The 17,817-nt window shown below is 35.8% G+C and carries 13 protein-coding genes; 8 read left to right on the top strand and 5 right to left on the bottom strand.

Annotation, left to right across the window (positions count from 1 at the left end; all coding sequences use genetic code 11):
* Nucleotides 1-9: 9 nt before the first annotated feature.
* The 4 genes from Q0358_RS07720 to Q0358_RS07705 form a co-directional block, all read right to left on the bottom strand.
* Complete coding sequence (locus Q0358_RS07720) at nt 10-1,407, bottom strand: OmpA family protein (RefSeq protein ID WP_299549766.1); 1,398 nt, start codon at nt 1,405-1,407, stop codon at nt 10-12.
* A gap of 76 nt (nt 1,408-1,483) precedes the next feature.
* Nucleotides 1,484-4,099, bottom strand: a complete 2,616-nt coding sequence (locus Q0358_RS07715; protein WP_299549763.1) for a calcium-translocating P-type ATPase, PMCA-type — start codon at nt 4,097-4,099, stop codon at nt 1,484-1,486.
* 33 nt (nt 4,100-4,132) lie between these two features.
* Nucleotides 4,133-5,416: a coproporphyrinogen III oxidase family protein gene (locus tag Q0358_RS07710; protein WP_299549760.1), complete on the bottom strand. Its 1,284-nt coding sequence runs from the start codon at nt 5,414-5,416 to the stop codon at nt 4,133-4,135.
* Nucleotides 5,417-5,536: 120 nt separating this feature from the next.
* Nucleotides 5,537-5,743: a hypothetical protein gene (locus Q0358_RS07705; RefSeq protein ID WP_299549757.1), complete on the bottom strand. Its 207-nt coding sequence runs from the start codon at nt 5,741-5,743 to the stop codon at nt 5,537-5,539.
* A 166-nt stretch (nt 5,744-5,909) separates the two neighbouring features.
* On the opposite strand from Q0358_RS07705, the gene Q0358_RS07700 reads away from it, so the two are divergent.
* From Q0358_RS07700 to htpG, 8 genes are all read left to right on the top strand, one after another.
* A complete protein-coding gene (locus tag Q0358_RS07700; protein ID WP_299549754.1) occupies nt 5,910-8,441 on the top strand; it encodes an AsmA-like C-terminal region-containing protein in 2,532 nt (843 codons plus the stop codon).
* Between the two features lie 9 nt (nt 8,442-8,450).
* Nucleotides 8,451-9,203 carry an exodeoxyribonuclease III gene (locus Q0358_RS07695; RefSeq protein WP_299549751.1) on the top strand — a complete coding sequence of 251 codons (753 nt, stop codon included), beginning with the start codon at nt 8,451-8,453 and terminating at the stop codon, nt 9,201-9,203.
* Complete coding sequence (gene ybeY / locus Q0358_RS07690) at nt 9,196-9,636, top strand: rRNA maturation RNase YbeY (protein ID WP_299549748.1); 441 nt, start codon at nt 9,196-9,198, stop codon at nt 9,634-9,636. Before Q0358_RS07695 ends, ybeY begins: the two co-directional genes overlap by 8 nt.
* A gap of 14 nt (nt 9,637-9,650) precedes the next feature.
* Nucleotides 9,651-10,232, top strand: a complete 582-nt coding sequence (locus Q0358_RS07685; RefSeq protein ID WP_299549745.1) for a metal-dependent hydrolase — start codon at nt 9,651-9,653, stop codon at nt 10,230-10,232.
* Nucleotides 10,233-10,241: 9 nt separating this feature from the next.
* Nucleotides 10,242-10,904, top strand: a complete 663-nt coding sequence (locus Q0358_RS07680; RefSeq protein WP_299549742.1) for a response regulator transcription factor — start codon at nt 10,242-10,244, stop codon at nt 10,902-10,904.
* Nucleotide 10,905: 1 nt separating this feature from the next.
* Nucleotides 10,906-12,183, top strand: coding sequence for a HAMP domain-containing sensor histidine kinase (locus tag Q0358_RS07675; RefSeq protein ID WP_299549739.1), 1,278 nt, complete (start codon nt 10,906-10,908; stop codon nt 12,181-12,183).
* A 120-nt stretch (nt 12,184-12,303) separates the two neighbouring features.
* Complete coding sequence (flgE, locus tag Q0358_RS07670; protein WP_299549736.1) at nt 12,304-14,580, top strand: flagellar hook protein FlgE; 2,277 nt, start codon at nt 12,304-12,306, stop codon at nt 14,578-14,580.
* Nucleotides 14,581-14,837: 257 nt separating this feature from the next.
* On the top strand, nt 14,838-16,730 hold the full coding sequence (gene htpG, locus Q0358_RS07665; protein WP_299550044.1) for a molecular chaperone HtpG: 1,893 nt from the start codon (nt 14,838-14,840) through the stop codon (nt 16,728-16,730).
* 57 nt (nt 16,731-16,787) lie between these two features.
* Here the strand turns inward: htpG and corA are convergent, their stop codons facing one another.
* The gene (gene corA / locus Q0358_RS07660) at nt 16,788-17,744 is read right to left on the bottom strand and encodes a magnesium/cobalt transporter CorA (RefSeq protein ID WP_299549733.1); all 957 of its coding nucleotides are present in this window, start codon (nt 17,742-17,744) and stop codon (nt 16,788-16,790) included.
* Nucleotides 17,745-17,817: the final 73 nt, after the last annotated feature.

Here is a 17,817-nt window from a genome sequence, read left to right as displayed (position 1 = left end):
TTTTTCTCCTTATCTTTTAATGGGCAGTAATTGAAATTCTTTTTCTAGCAAGCTTCCATTTGCACTATAATACATATATCCCTTAGCCTTGCTTGCGTCTTTGTGATCAAAGACTATATCCATACACTCAAAAGGAGAGTTTTGATTTTCTGTATAAACTCTATAAAGCAAACCATTGCTGCCTTGATAAGTGTTGATTTTAGCAGGGATTATTGCATTTGCTTTTGCTTTTGAGCCTGTAATATAGTCTTTATAGAGAAAAACTTTTGGATTTTTAGCTGCTTTGCCATTGGCTAGCACCGCAACAGGGGCTACACCGATTAAATGATTTCCAGCTTTTGCACTCCAAGAGCTTGCGTTAAGACCTTTTTTAAACTTTGAAGTTTTTGGTAATTCTTTGTCATTTGCTAGAGATTTAGCAGGAGTGTTATCTATATATTTGGTATTCGCACAATTTAGCATAATATTGTTATCTGCGTATGCTTTAGTGGCTAAAGAAAAGAAACCATTTTTTTGTGCGTTTCCAAATTCATCTTTTAATGCTAGAAGCATATTTTTACTTTCTGTTCCATCAAAATCAATCCCTTTTGTTTGATTTTGTGGAGCTTGAGCTAGAGTTTTCTTCGGATCTTCTTTATAAGATTGCTTTGAAGTTTTTGGAGAATCCTTTTTTGTAGGTTTGGTGAAATATTTTGTGTTTGTAATATTTTGCGAAGCATAGAGAGCTACATCGGCTTCACTATCAAGCTCTATAATCTCTATGCGACGATTTTCTGCTCTACCTTTTTCTGTATTATTATCTGCTTTTGGTTTGGTTGAACCTGCACCTTGATAGTAAATGTTTTTCACGCTCACTCCATTTTGCGAAAAGATTTTTCCAACAGCTCTGGCGCGTTTTTCGCTTAATTTTTGATTATAAGTGCTATTGCCTGTATCATCTGTGTGTCCTACAATAAGAATTTTTTTGTCTTTTTCTTGATAGGTTTTAGTAATTTTGGTGTAATAATCCCTTGCGTTTGGATTAAGGGTTGAACTAGCGGATTTAAATTGATGATTGTCGTTAATAATGACTTTATCATTTTCTTGTTTTGCGCCATCTTTTTTGATGTTTTCAAACTCTATTTGGACATTGCTTGCTTCAGAGATTTTGCGTTGTTCTGCACGCCTTTTATCAATATAATCTCCGATAAAAAACCCTGCTATCCCACCAGCTAATGCTCCAATTCCCGCTCCAACTAATGCGCCACTCTTGCCACCTACTTGTTTGCCAATAACAGCACCAACTCCAGCTCCTATTAAAGTTCCCCCTGTTGTTCCTCCAACTTTACCTATATTTTGTTGATTAACTGCACAGCCACTTAATATTAGTGTAAGAGTAATGCAAGTAAAAATCTTTTTAAATACCATATTGCAATCCCTCTGAAAAAATAAAAGATTTCATTTTGCCTAGTGTCTTTTTAAAAGTCAATAAAATTTTATGAATTTAAGAAGCGTTTTTTATCGTTTTATAGCGCAATAAAAAACGTGAAATTTCACCTAGTAAAATTACACTAAAGCCCACACAAATAATCTTGCACCAAAGAATAAATTCTAAAGATTCCGTTTTAAAAGCACTCCCGCCAAACTCCACAATTAACACTTGTAAGGCAAAAGTTAGCACAAAAGTCCCTAACATAAGGCGATTTCCTAAGAGATTGCTAAAAATGCTATGATTATTAAGTTCTCTTGCATTAAAGGCATTAAAGAGTTGAAAGACAACAAAAAGCGTGAAAAGTGCTGTGCCTTTTTGTGTTTCTTTTGCGCCTAAAAAGTTTGTGAAATACTGCAACAAACAAATCACTGCAATAAAGATTCCACCGCTTAAAATAAGCCAAAGCATATTGTGTGTGATGATGTTGGAATTGCGTTTTGTGGGCTTTTGATTTAAAACATCTTTACAAACGGGTTCTAAGCCTAGTGTTAAAGCTGGTGGTCCGTCCATTATGAGATTAACCCATAGAAGTTGTAATGCGCTAAATGGTGCGGTAAATCCACATACAACGGTTGCTAGCACGATGAAAACAGAGCTTAAATTCACGGTGAGTTGAAATTGGATAAAGCGTTGAAAGTTTTGATAAATTCCTCTTCCCCATTCTATTGCTTTTACAATGGTTGCAAAACTATCATTAAGTAAGATAATATCGCTTGCTTCTTTAGAGACTTCTGTGCCAGAAATCCCCATTGCAATGCCTACATCAGAATGCTTAAGTGCTGGAGCATCATTGATCCCATCGCCTGTTAGAGCGACAACATTACCTTGAGATTTTAAAGCATTTACAATTTGCATTTTTACACTTGGCGTGGAGCGGGCAATAATAGTAATATTTGGGAGTATTTTTAAAAGTTCTTCTTGGCTTAATTTTTCTATTTCTTGTGCTTCAATGGCAATAGAATGTTCGTTTAATAAGTGGAGTGCATTGCCGATTGCTTTGGCTGTTTCTAGATTATCACCTGTTAGAATCTTAAGAGCAATGCCAGCTCTTTTGCACTCCATAATTGCTTCATAGGCATCTTCGCGCAAAGGATCAGCAATTGCCACAAAACCACAAAAATCCATTTCCGATTCCAACTTTTCACGCTCTATTTCTGCAGTATTAATATTTAATAGAATCTCTTTTTGAGCAAAAGCAATCACGCGATAGGCTTTAGCTTGATAAGATTTGATTTGCTCTTTTATGGAATCCAAATTTGTAAATGCCTTGCATTGTTTTAAAATCTTTTCTGGTGAGCCTTTAGAATAGCACATTAGCTGATTATCAAAGCGTGCTAGAGTGGTCATATTTTTTGTTTGTGAAGCAAATGGAAAAGAGTGTAGAATCTCTGCTTTTCTGCGTAAAGGCTTATAATCAAAATCTAGCTTTTTAGCATACACTAACAAGGCACATTCTGTGGGATTGCCGATAAATGTATCATTATTTTCAAGATTTGCTGTGGAGTTTAGGGAGCAATTTTCTAAAAAGCGTTGCAAGGAGTCTTTTTCAAGGTAGCAATGCTCCACTGACATTTTGTTTTGTGTGAGAGTGCCTGTTTTGTCGCTACAAATAATATTTACACAGCCGATTGTTTCGCACGCAATAAGCTTTTTAACAAGGGCGTTTTGCTTAGACATTTTAATGATATTTAAGGCTAAAGAAATTGCAACGATTGTTGGTAAGCCCTCTGGCACAGATGCTACAATTAAAACAATACTAGAAATAAATGCTTGTGCGATGTTAGAAAAAGCAATTTCGTCCCTAAAAATAAAGAATCCTATTTGGATAAAAAACGCTAACATTGCGGCACTTGCACCAAAGAGAGTGATTTTGCCACTTAGGGTTTTTAGTTTTTCTTGTAAAGGAGTGGTGGATTTTTGCTTAGAATCAAGGGCAGCTGCAATTTTGCCAAACTCTGTGTTATCTCCTGTGGCAATACACAATGCTTTTGTGTTGCCTTGTGTGATAAAACAGCCACGATAGAGCATTGTTTGATTTGTGAGTTCTGTATTTTCTTCTAAAGACTGCTTGAGGCTTGGCACACTCTCACCTGTTAGGCTTGATTCATCACAAAGTAAGCTTTGCGCGTGAAGAATCGCACAATCGCTTGGGATTTTATCACCGCTTTCTAAGAAGAGAATATCACCTACAACAACTTCTTCTTGTGGGATTTGTGTGATTTCACCATTGCGTAAAAGACGCACTTTATTGCCTTGTGTGATGGCGTTTAATGTTTCAAAGGCTTTTTGACTACGGCGTTCCATTATTAGTGTAATTGCAATAGAGAGAAAAATTGCAATAAAGATTCCAACACATTCTAAAAAGTTTGCATTGCCGTGTGTTAAAAATTCATAAGTGTTAATGCTAAGTGCTAAAAATGCAGCAAAAAGAAGCAAAAGCACCATAGGCTCTTTAAAGGCTTCAATGAGTTCTTTTAAAAGTGTGGGAGGTGGAGTTTTGCTAAATATATTTGCGCCGAACTTTGCGCGATTAGATTCTACTTGCGCTTGTGTTAAACCAAAGTTAGAATCAGTTTTTAAAGCAGTTTGTAAGGGAGTTGTTTCTAGCAAATCTTGATTTGTAATCAATCTTAAATTCCTTTTGTAGCAAATGCTATTGTGCTACATATCTTCTTCTTTTAGCATTGCGCGGGATTCTTCGCGCACTCTATCCATACCGATATAAAACTCCTTCATCATTGAGAGAAATAAATATTTACCCTGTGTAGTTGGATAGTAATCTCGTCCTTGTTTGTAAATATTGCCACTTAAGCGCAAAAAGGCAAGCTCTTTAAATAAATCCCAATCTAAGTTTGCGTTATAGCGTTCTTTAAAGCGGTCTGCACTTGCTTTGCCACCAAAGAGTTCTACCATTAAGCGGTATTGCAATTGCGATTTTTTGGAGTATTTTCTCTCTCTTGCAACGCCCATTTGCCCACTTTGGATTTTTTGTGCATATTCTTTTAGAGAAAATGTATTTGTATAAAGTGTTCCATTTAAGAAGCTAAAAGAACCTGAACCAATCCCTACATACTCATCGTTATCCACAACATATTCATCAAAAATTTCACTCCCTTTATGAGAGAATGCCCAGCTTGAAAGCGGAGTGAAGTCATCTTGCAAACTTTCTAAAATTTGCTGATAAAGTGTAGCTTCATTTTGCAAGCTTACTTCTCCTATGGAGCGTTTTAGGATACTTTTAACAGAGGGAGAGGACATTAGCGGATAAGTTGTGAGTTGGTTGGGCTTTAATTGCTTGATGAGATCTAAGTCCTTTGCTAGCATTTCTTGTGTTTGATTGGGGAAGTTAAAGATTAAATCCACATTTAAAATCGGTAAGATTCCAATAGCGGCTTCTAGCTTTTTGTAGGTTTCTTCGCCACTACCAAATTTCTCATAGCGTCCAATTTTGCGTAAGATTCCATCATCAAAACTTTGAACGCCCACAGAAAGCCTATCTACTCTACCCTTAAAGGAATGTAGTGTTTCTTTTTGTAGGTGGTTAGGATCAGATTCACAAGAAACTTCTTTGATATTAAAAAGTGATTTTGCAAGATCTAGAGTTTTACAAAGTTCATCGGGCATTATAGAAGTTGTGCCACCCCCCACATACACTTCGCTAAAGTCATAGCCTAAGTCTTTTACCATTTGCATTTCTTTGCGTAGGTTTTCAAAATAGAGTTTTGCTTTTTCTTCTTGAAATAAAAAGCGGTTAAAAGAACAATAGGTGCAAAGAGTTGCACAAAAAGGAATGTGCATATATAAAAGATAGCTTCTATCTTGCACTTTTTTAGGATTTGGTGCTGGAAGTTTTGTTAAAGGGCTTGGACGCAAATGCAAGTAACGCTGTGTTGCATAGCGCATTATTGAATTAACAAGTGAGGTAGAAAAGTTTTGTTGTATCATAAAATCGCCAAAATTTAAAATCAATCGCGCAATTATAAGGGATAATTTTTAAATTGAGATAAATGAAAAACTGGAATCTAAAATGTTAAGAATTGCCTAAAGCACACTAGGTGCTTTAAGTTACGCCATAATATCTAATACATTATTGCTTTGGCTTGGAGTTGGTGTGGGTTGGCTTGGTGCTTGTTGTGTTTGCAGATTGCCTTGCGCACCTTCCATGCCACTTAGGATTGAACTCATAATCGCTTCTTCACTATCCATTGCTTTTTTAAGAACGCTTAGGTTTCCACTTAATGCAACTGCACTGCTGTCAATACCTGAAATCATAATAGACTCCTTTCTTATGATTTATCATTCTTTTGTCAAAAGAATTGACGCATTATATATCGGCAGTTTTTACAAAATCCTAAAGAATAAAAATTTTATTTCTATGGTTTAGGAATAATTTTGTTAGAATTACACTTTTTAATTTTGAGTAGAGAAAGGGTAGATTTTGAAAAAGTTTTTAAAGATTATTGGTGGTGTAATTGTTGTTTTGCTTTTGCTTGTTGGTGGCGTGTTAGCTTGGCTATTTTCTAGCAGTGGAAATGCGTTTTTAAAAGATAAAATCACAGAGATTGCAAATGAAAAAGCTCCCATAGGTTTAGAATTTACGCATTTTAATCTAGGGTTTAGTTCTTATGCCTTTGCTATTACAGATAAACAAAAATCTAAAATCGCAATTAATGGAGATTATTCTCTTTTCACACTTAATACTAATGCAAAAATTAATGCAGTGATTAAGGATTTAGCTCCTTATGAGAAGCTTTTAGGGATACGCTTAAATGGTGGCGTTAGTGTTAATGGTGATGTGATGAAGCAAGCAAGTCATTTGGGAGTTAAGGCAAATATTAATGCATTTCATAGTGTGATTTTTGCTGATGTGAGTTTGGAAGACCTTAAGCCTAAACGCTTATTTTTAAGCAGTAAAGAAGGCATTAGCATAGAAGCTTTACTTGCCTTTTTAAATCAGCCAAAATACGCAAAAGGTAGAATCCTATTAAATGCTGATATGGATATTTCAAACTTACAAGCTCCAAGCGGTGGATTTAATATTGTTTCAAGCGCGATTGTTCCAAACACGGCACTTTTGCAAAAGACTTATGGCATTATCTTGCCAAATGATCCTATAAAACTTACAATTCAAGGTAGCGCAAAAAGCGATGCTCTAACAACAGATTTACTTTTAACCTCAAGTTATTTAACAATGGAATCTAAAAATTTAAAAGCAAGCATTGTGGATTTTTCAAGCAATGGAGAGATTAAGACAAGTGTGAAAAATATCGGTTTTGGCGATTTTATGCTAAAAGCTCCACTTGTTGTAAGCACACATTTAAAATCTAGCAAAATCACAAATCAAGAAGCAACACTTGCTTTAAATATCCTAACAAATCCTATTTTAACACACATTACAATGCCAAATTACACACCGCAAAGTGTAACATTAAACGCAAAAGACTTAGATTTAAGTGAGCTTGTAAGTTTAGCAGGGGATTATGCTAAAGATTACGCATTAAAGGGAAGCATAAATCTAAATGCGCTTGTGGATAAAATCACTCTTTCTCCACTAAGTTATACGCTAAAAAGTGATGTAAAAGGTCAAATTGCAAGTTTAAGTTATCAAGGTTTAGAGCTTGGTAAGAATAATACGCTAAGTGCTGAAATTAGCGGGAATGCAAAGGATTTAAAAGTGCAAGCAAAGAGTGATTTGTTTGATTCTAAAATGCTTGCAAATGCGGAGCTACAAAACAATGCACCCAAAAATGCACAAGTAGAAATTGAAGATTTAAATTTACAAAAGCTTGCAAAACTTTTACAATACAATGCGCAAGGCACTTTAAATGCAAAAGTAGATTTGAAAAACTTTAAAGATTTTGATGGGGACTTTAGTTTGAATTCTAAAGGTATCACTTTGTCAAAAGCGACTTTAAATGCGCTAAGTGGAATGCAGTTTAAAAAAGACTTAAGTTTTTCTTTAAATGGTAATGGTAAGCTAAAAAATGGAGAAGGCACAGCGACTTTAAGCGTTGATGGCAAAGATCTTCAAGCAGATCTTAAAAATGTAAAAATCAATATCAAAAACAATGCATATTTTGCAGATTTTTCTCTAAAAACACCAGAGATTGCAAACATTAATCCTTTAGAAATGCAGTTAAAGGGCGCATTTTCTCTTAGTGGGAGTGCAGGTTTAGAAAACAATAAGCCAAGTTTAATTTTGCAAAATAGAGATTTTGGAAGTTTAGATGTGGCATTAAAAAATGAAAAATTACTTTTAAGTGGCAAGGATTTAGAGATTAAAAAAATTGCAGCTTTCACAGGCAATGGCAAATTAATCAAAGGTGGAATCGCAAATGTTAATGCGGATTTAAATCTTCAAGGAAGTGAAGCAAAAAGCATTATTAAGCATTTAAATGGGAGTGTGGAGTTAAACACTAGAGATTTAGAAATTTATAGCCTTGATATTGATGCGCTTGCTAAAAGTTATGAGAATACAAATAGCGTGAATTTGCTTGATGTTGGAGCATTTGTGTTAGCAGGTCCGCTTGGGATTGCAGCGACAAAAGGGAGTAACGCAGGAATGCTTGGCTTAAATTCAGTGGTTAATTCAAAAAGCGTGATTAAAGAATTAGAAGCGAAATTTGCTCTTAAAAATGGAGTAGCACACGCACAAGATGTCGCTTTTGCAACAAATAAAACTAGACTTGCTGCAGTTGGTGCAATTAATCTTAATAATAATGCCTTTGAAAACTTTACTATTGGGCTTTTAGATGAGAAAAATTGTGCAAAATATTCTCAAAAAATTAAAGGAACGCTAGAAAATCCTAAAATTGAAATCACGCAAACCACAATTAAAACAGCAGTCAATCTTGCAAACTCTATCTTTAAAAAGCTAAAAAAAGGGACAGAAGTTGTTACTAAACCTGTTTTAGGAGAAGCTAAGGCTTGCACGCCGTTTTACAATGGGCGCGTAAAACATCCACAATAAAGGAGCAAAATGCGATTAATTTCTTGGAATGTCAATGGGCTAAGAGCGTGTATGAATAAGGGCTTTATGGAGTTTTTTAAGGCAGTTGATGCTGATGTGTTTTGTATCCAAGAATCCAAAATGCAAAAAGAGCAAGCAGATTTTGACTTTAGCGGTTATTATGAATATTGGAATAGTGCGGAGAAAAAGGGCTACTCTGGAGTTGTGATCTTTAGCAAGCAAAAGCCTTTAAGCATAGATTATGATATGGGGATTGCCCACCACGATAAAGAGGGGCGTATCATCACAGCAGAATTTAGTGATTTTTATCTTGTAAATGTCTATACGCCTAATTCTAAACGCGATCTTGAACGCTTAGAATACAGAATGGAGTGGGAAGATGATTTTAGAGCGTTTTTAAAAAACCTAGAATCTAAAAAGCCTGTGATTGTGTGTGGGGATTTAAATGTCGCGCATAAAGAGATTGATTTGAAAAATCCTAAAACAAATCGCAGAAACGCTGGCTTTACTGATGAAGAAAGAGAGAAGATGAGTGCGCTACTAGATTCTGGCTTCACAGATACTTATCGCCACTTTTATCCTGACAAAGAGGGAGCTTATACTTGGTGGAGCTATATGGGCAAAGCTAGAGCAAACAACACCGGGTGGCGGATTGATTATTTTCTTTGTTCTAACATTTTGGATTCTAGGCTAAAGAGTGCTAGCATTTACCCCGAAATTTTGGGGAGCGATCATTGCCCTGTGGGGATAGAGATTGATTGATATAGATAATCAAACACAAATCAAATTAGATTCTAACTTTTTAGCAGTTTTGGATTCCATCTTTTTGGAGATTTTAAAGGACTTAGAATTAAAAGATAAACAATGCGAACTTCTATTTGTGGATAATGCAAAAATTCAAGCATTAAATTTAGAATTTAGGGGGATTAATCAGCCAACTGATGTGTTGTCTTTCCCTTTAGAGTTTTCTCCACTTTTAGGCAGTGTTGTGATTTCAGTAGAGTTTGCAAGCAAAATCGCACAAGAATTAGGGCATAGTTTAAATGATGAAATTGCCTTGCTTTTTATTCACGGAGTGTTGCATTTACTAGGGTTTGACCACGAAGTGGATAAAGGAGAGCATAGGCAAAAAGAAGCAGAGATTGTAGAGAAGTTTTGCTTGCCTAAGAGCTTGATAACCCGCACACAAGGTTAAAGCAAGGATTAAAAATGCTAGGTAAAACACATATTGCTTTTGCGCTTGGACTTGGTGCGCTTGGAGTGGTTGGGTTTTCTGCGCTTACACAAACTCCACTTAGTATTAAGGATCTAAGTGCATTTTATAGCGCGATAGCCTTAGGTGCTTTGCTGCCTGATATTGATGAGCCAAACTCTACGATTGGCAGAAAAACTATTGGTGTTTCAAATGCAATTAAAGCAGTGTTTGGGCATAGAGGGATAACACATAGTCTTGTGTTTTTGTTAATTGTTGGAGTGATCTTATTGCTTGTAAGTGCTTTTGGGGCGGAGTTTTTAAAAGGGATTCCATTTGTTAGTGGGTTTGTTAAGGACTTAGATGAAGCAGTGCTTGAAATTTTTATTTTTGGAGTTTTGCTTGGCTGTGTTTTTCATTTAATGGGAGATATGCTAACACCTAGCGGAGTGCCCTTGTTTTTGCCATTTAGCGCAAAACCTGTGCATTTAACACCTGTATTTTTACGCTTTAAAACAGGTGGAGTTTGGGATTATGCAGTTGGTGCTTTTAGCCTTTTTGTTTTTGGGGTTTTAAATGGTTTTGGATTCCAACTTTAAGGGGGATTTGTGAAAGCAAAAGTATTGTTATTAGAAGATGATGTGGCATTACAAGAGATTATTGCAGAATGTTTAGAAGAAGAAGGTTATTTTGTGGTGTGCTGTGATAATGGATTAGAAGCAGCAGAAAAGGCGTATGAAGAAGATTTTGATTTGTTATTGCTTGATGTAATGGTAGATGGGCAAAGTGGTTTTAATGCTCTAAAAGAGATTAGAGAAAGTGGCAAGGATACACCAGCAATTTTTATTACAGCATTAAATTCACTAAAGGATTTAGAGATTGGCTTTAAAAGTGGCTGTGATGATTATTTGCGCAAGCCTTTTGAGCTTTCAGAGTTGCTTTTACGCATTGAAGCGCAATTAAAGCGCAAGAGCAAAAGCGCGCTTGTAGATTTTGGCAATGGATATTGTTTTGATAGCAGAACTGAAATGCTTTATTTAAAAGATAAGGTGCAAAAAATCTCCGCAAAAGAAAGAGAATTGCTTAAAGTTTTGCTAAAGCATGAAGGAGAATTTGTGCGTTTAGAGCAGATTTATTCTATGCTTTGGGGATATGATGAAGAGCCAAGTGAGCTTAGTTTGCGCGTGTATATTAAAAATTTGCGTCAAATTGTGGGTAAGGATAATATTTTAACAAGACGCGGTGAAGGGTATTGTTACAAAAGGAACTAAAATGGAGATTAGTAAAAAAACTGCTTTTAAGATTTTAATATTGTATATGCTAACAAGTTGTGTTTTTCTAGCTCTTGTGTTTTATGGTTGGTATCAAACAAAAAAGGATTCCATTATGGAATCCAAAATTAACGCACTTTTTGAAAATGCGCATTCTTTAGTGGTGTATTTGTATGAACATGCGCAAAACTCTAAGGATTTTGATTATAAAACCCTTTTAAGCGCAGCGCATAAAGAGCTTGGAATTGAATTTTTGTTGTTTAGAGATGGTGAGATTCTCTTTAGCACATCAAAACAAACAGGCAAACAAATCCAAGAAATTTTTAGCGCAAAACCTTTGCTAAAGCCAAATCACAGAAGCGATAAAGTGGTGCGTTTAGGAAATGAAATGTATCTTATTACGCAGCGCATTGGTAGAAGATTTGAGCATTTAATCCAACAAAATTTTGAAAACTCTAGCGTGAAGTTGGAATCTAAAATGTCAATACTGATTGTTTCAAGGGGCATAGAAGTTGAGCTTAATAGGCTACTTAGCGTGATTTTTGCAAGTTTTGTTGTGGCACTTTTGATAATGAGTGTTGTGGCGTATTTTTTGGTTTTATTAAGCCTTAAGCCACTAAAAGAAAAAATCCAGCAATTAAACGCGTTTATTAAGGACTCCACACACGAGATAAATACGCCTTTAAGTGTGATTTTAATGAGTATTGAACGCATTAGAATCTATGAGTTAAGCACACATCAGCAACAAAAGTTTGAGCGTATAAAATTAGCTGCACAAACACTAGAGCAGATTTACCAAGATTTGCTGTTTTATACCTTTGATGAAGCTAAAGATTTAAAGCTAGAGAGCGTTGCTTTAGGGCAGTTGATGACAGAACGCATTGCGTATTTTGAGCCATTTTTTAAAAAAAAGAATATTGCGATTTCTTTTTCTTTGGAGCTTGAAGGAAGTGTAGAGAGTGTCATTAGTGCAAATTATAGCAGGATTGTGCGTGTGGTGGATAATCTTTTGGACAATGCCTTAAAATATACGCAAAATGGTGGGAGTGTAGAAGTTATTTTGGGTGAGAATTTTTTAAGCATAAAAGACAATGGTTGCGGAATCCCAAAAGAAAAAATGGATAAAATTTTTAACCGCTATTACCGCGCAAACACTACTCAAGGTGGTTTTGGGATTGGACTTGCTTTAGTGCAACAAATTTGCGCGCTTTATAAAATTGCAGTAACTTGTAAAAGCGAAGAAGGCAAGGGGAGTGAGTTTAGATTAGAGTGGAGCTAGAAGTAACACTTTAAAAATTGGACTTTTTTGTGTTTAATCCTAAAATTTTTCATAACATCAAAAAATGGAATAGTAATTGCTTGATACTTTGCAAAAGACTTTATTTTTAAAGGATTGCAAATGTTACGATCTTTATGGTCAGGCGTTAGTGGTATGCAAGCGCATCAAATTGCATTAGATGTTGAGTCAAATAATATTGCAAATGTCAATACAACAGGCTTTAAATATTCAAGAGCAGATTTTTCTACGATGGTTAGTCAAACAAAGCGTTCTGCTACAATCCCTTATGCAGGTTATGGTGGGGTTAATGATTACTCTGTGGGCTTAGGAACAGGAATTGAAACAACAACAAAAGTTTTTGAGCAAGGTTCTATGCAAAACACAGATAGAAAAGGCGATTTAGCATTGCAGGGTAGGGGATTATTTGTCGTTAGTAATAATGGTGGATATTCTAATATGTATACAAGAGATGGTGCATTTATGTTTGATGCAGTGGGAAATCTTGTTAATACAAGTGGATTTATCGTGCAAGGTTGGGTTAGGGATTTATCTCAGTTAAATTGTGCGTGTGGAAGTGATTCTCTAAATCGCGTGGATTCTACAGGACCTATTGGAAATATCACAATTGATCCGCGCCTTACAATTCCAGCTAAAAAAACAGGTGTAGTTGTAGGTAATATTAACTTAACAAGTGGTAATAAGACAGAAAATATCGGTTGTCCAAGTCCTCTTGATAGTTCAAGTGCGAATAACTATGTAGCAGGAGGCTTAGATAGGCTTTATGATACTTCAGATAAACAACACGAAATCCCACAAGATATGGGAGTGATGTTTAATGACGCTGGAGAGGCTCTACGCTTGCAAGAAGGACAAGGTGTTTGGATTAGCTATCAAACAGCTACGGCACAGCCTTTACAACTTGGCGGTAACATACCAGCTGGTGCAGTTACTACAACAGTTACTATTAATGATCAAACTATCACTTGGACAAATGATCCAACAGCAAATGGCTCTAGCCACTTACTAGCTGCACAAAGAGCGATTAATAACTATAAAGACAAAACAGGTGTTGAAGCAATCATACAAAATGACACTCTAGTTTTACAGAACAAAAACCAACTAGATGGTGATGGTAGAACTAAAAATATTCGCGCAACAGGGTTTGATAATGGAATTTTTCAAGGTGGTGGGTTTGGAGGTGCTGATGCTGATGCAACTGTTACTACTGCTTTTGAATACAGATATAGCAAGCAAACAACTCCAAGCTTAGATGATGGGCAGTTTAGAAGCACAGAAGATTTACGCATACTTATGCAGCACGATGCAAACCGCGTAAAAGCATTTGGTGGGGATTCTACAGCGTATGGAAATGCAGCAGGCAATAATGCAGGTAGGGTGCCAGATAACTATGGAGAAAGTGCCTATGGAGTGAAAATTACTTTAAATAGTCTTGGACAATTTGAGATTAATAACCAAGATGATGGGATTAAAGCAAGTGCCGCAGCTGGTCCGGGTGGATTTCATAATCCAGAGTTTGATAGCTTAAATATCTTTGTTTCTGCCTTTAATGATGAAAATAACACAACAAATGTGCTTTTCAAAAATCAAATGAAAGCAATGAATACAGGCGTGTTAGTAGAAGGTGGTCAAGTTACTACAACGGCAGGTTTAAGAATGGCTACATTTGCGCAAACTGTGGATATTTATGATAGCTTAGGTAATAAACACGAATTTACAATGCAGTTTGAAAAAGTAGGCGAAGCAGAATGGAGCTTCCGTATCATCGTGCCAGAGCCTGCAGAAATCATCGGTTCTAGTGCGCAACGCCCAAATATTTTAGAGGGTGGTAGTGTAACCTTTGGAGAGAATGGAGAGTTACTAGGAGTGAATCCATCTAGTATCCAGTTTAAGCCAAACACAGGAGCGTCCTTCCCGCAAAATATTGAACTAGACTTTGGAAAAGGCGGTGGATTTGATGGTCTTACAAGCACTTCTAGGGAGTCTCAAGCGCAAAATGTTAATGGCGATGGCTATCCATCTGGGACATTGAAAGAATTTTATTTTGATAAAACAGGGACAATGATAGGAAGCTTTGATAATGGACAAAATCTAGCTTTAGCACAAGTTGCAGTTGCGACATTTGCAAACTATGAAGGTTTGCAAGAAGCAGGGAGCAATCTTTATGCAGAGTCTGCAAACTCAGGGCGTGCAACTTATGGGACAGCAGGGACAGGTGGTCGTGCGGATATTGCAGCATCTAAGCTTGAGATGAGTAACACAGACTTAAGTCGTGGTCTAACGCAACTCATCGTAGTGCAAAGAGGATTCCAAGCAAACTCAAAATCCATCACCACAGCTGATCAAGTGCTAAACACACTGCTAGGTTTAAAACAATAATTCAGACTTTAGCTACATCTAACTTCTTTGATTACAACTCTACGATTTTGTGGAGTTGTAGAGCTTCTTTATAAAACTTTTTATCATTTACTTTTAAATTTGGTATCTAAAATCATCGCGTTTATGTTTGTAGGTTTATAACAAATTAAATATGAAATATTATTTTAATAAACTAAATAAAGTTGATATTAGTCATATAAACTTTATTGATTTTTTTCTATTTTTTGCTATAATGCGCGAAAATTTTTTAAAAAAGGATATTTATGGCAAAACATACTTTTCAAACAGAAGTGAATCAACTCTTAGATTTAATGATTCACTCTTTGTATTCTAATAAAGAGATTTTTTTGCGTGAGCTTGTGAGTAACGCTTCAGATGCACTAGATAAATTGCAATATTTAACGCTAACAGATGAAAAGCTAAAATCCCTAAATTTCACACCAAGAATTGATATTTCCTTTGATAGTGAGAAAAACACGCTTACAATCAGTGATAGTGGCGTGGGTATGAATGAAGCAGACTTGATAGAAAATCTAGGGACAATTGCAAAAAGCGGGACAAAAAACTTTTTATCAAAACTTAGTGGTGATAAGAAAAAGGATTCTGCACTTATTGGGCAGTTTGGTGTGGGGTTTTACTCTGCATTTATGGTGGCAAGCAAGATTATTGTAACCACTAAAAAAGCAGGGGAGAGTCAAGCATATGCGTGGATTAGTGATGGGAGCGGAGAGTTTGATATTGAGCCTTGTGAGAAAGAATCGCATGGAAGTGAGATTAAGCTGTATTTAAAAGATGATGAAAAGGAATTTACAAGCAGATGGCGCATAGAGGAGATTATTAAAAAGTATTCTGACCACATTCCTTTCCCGATTTTCTTGCATTTTACTGAAACAAAAAGTGAGGGTGGAAGCGAGGATAAAGAAGGGGATAAAAAAGAAGTCATAGAGCAAAAATGTGAGCAGGTTAATAAAGCTTCTGCCCTTTGGCGTGTGGCTAAAAAGGATTTAAAAGATGAAGAATACAAAGAATTTTATAAGACTTTAAGTTATGATTCTAGCGAACCACTTTCTTGGGTGCATACAAAGGTTGAAGGGACTTTGGAATACACAACTTTATTTTATCTTCCACGAAGCGCACCTTTTGATCTTTATCGCGTGGATTATAAAAGTGGCGTGAAACTGTATGTGAAGCGCGTGTTTATTACAGATGATGATAAGGAACTTTTACCGCCTTATTTACGCTTTGTTAGGGGGATTATTGATAGTGAGGATTTGCCTCTTAATGTAAGCCGTGAGATTTTACAACAAAATAGAATCCTAGCCACGATTAAGTCTGCTTCAACAAAAAAGATTCTAAGTGAGATTGACACCTTACAAAAGGATACAGAAAAATACGCTAAATTTTACAAAGAGTTTGGCAGATGTTTAAAAGAGGGTGTTTATAGTGATTTTGAAAACAAAGAAAAGCTTTTAGAGTTTTTGCGTTTTTCTAGCACAAAGAGTGATGGTAAAGAGATTTCTTTAAAAGAGTATAAAGACAAAATGATTGATGGACAAAAGGCAATCTACTATCTACAAGGCGAAGATTTAGAATTGCTTAAGAGTTCTCCACTGCTTGATGCATTTAATAAAAAGGGCATTGAAGTGCTATTTTTTAGCGATGAGATAGATGGGATTGTAATGCCTATGGTGCAAGAATATGATAAAACGCCATTACGCGCAATCACTTCTAAAGAAGCTTTAGAAGATTTAGGTGAAAATAACATTGATGAAGCTACACAAGAGAAGTTTAAAGACTTATTAGAGAGCTTTAAAGAAGCTTTAGGAGATGAAGTGCAAGAAGTGCGCTTGAGTGCTAGACTAGTTGATGCGCCATCTTGCGTAGTAGAATCTGATGATCAAAACAGCGCAATGCTAAAAATGATGCGTCAAATGGGTATGCAAGGAGATATGCCAGAATCCAAACCGATTTTAGAGCTTAATCCAAACCATGCAATTTTGACAAAAATGCTTGCAAGCAATGATAGTGAGAAGACAAAAGAAGTTGCGCACTTGTTGCTTGAAGAGGCAAAACTGCTTGAAGGTGGCAAGCTTAAAGATGTCAATGCGTTTGTAAAACGCTTAAATGCACTATTGCAAGCTAGCCTTTAGAATTAGATTCCAACTTTTAGTTGGATCTAAAATGTTATTTAGACTCTTTAAAGTCGCTTACAGCCATTTTTTCTTTTTAAAATATAAAATTGGAAGCACGGTTGAAATAATCATAACTCCTAAAACGATAGGATAAGAATAAGTCCATTCAAGCTCTGGCATATATTTAAAATTCATTCCATAAATTGTAGAAATTAGCGTTGGAGGCATCATTGCCACAGTTACGACGGTGAAAATTTTAATCGTTTTGTTTTGTTCAATATTAATTTGGCTGGAAAAAAGTGTTTGAATGTTATCTAAAATATTCATATTAACATTTGTAAATTCTACTAGAGAGTTAATGTCTTTTAGCACGATCCCTAAGTCTTTTTTGACTTCTGAATCCGCTTTATTGGTGCGTAAAAGTGCGGTGATTGCAAGTCTTTTATCAAAGAGACTATCGCGCAAGCTTAGGTGCATTTCTTGCAAAATTGATAAGTTCTCCAAAATATCATCACCTAGCTTTTTGTCAAACACAACAGCACGGCGCAAAAGGCGCGTTTGTTTAGCGATACTTTCTAGCATATCCGCATCTTTTTCAACTCTTAGTTCAAAGATTTTTGAAATTAAATCAAATCCATCTTCAAAATTTTTTGGGCTTGCAAGCACTCTTTGTTGGATTTCATCAAAGACTTTAAACTCACTATAACGCACGGTAAAAAGGATATTGTGTGTGAGCAAAAAGGTGATGGTTTCATTATGTAAAATGTTTTCTTCATTAGGGCGAGTTAAGAAGTAGGTGTTGATTGTTACGCTCTCACTATCTTCCCAGTAGCGTGCGGATTCTTCAATCTCTTCTCTTTCTTCTTTTGTTGGAATATCTAAAAGGTAGGTTTTTGAGATGTAGGCAATCTCTTGAGTGCTTGGATGTAGCAAGTCAATCCAAAGCACATCAGAACTTGCATCAATGGCTTCAACGGATTGAATGCTTTCTCTTACAACCATTCCATTGCGTTTAATAAAAAGATTTAACATTATTACTCCTTTAAAATCTAAAGGAGAATAATCTCCTTTAGATTAGTGTTTCAGAAATTTCTGGGGTTCGTCC

The sequence above is a fragment of the uncultured Helicobacter sp. genome (assembly GCF_937893305.1).
Classification (GTDB): domain Bacteria; phylum Campylobacterota; class Campylobacteria; order Campylobacterales; family Helicobacteraceae; genus Helicobacter_D.
The sequence above is the reverse complement of the archived record's forward strand: the minus strand, read 5'-3'. Positions and strand labels throughout refer to the sequence as shown.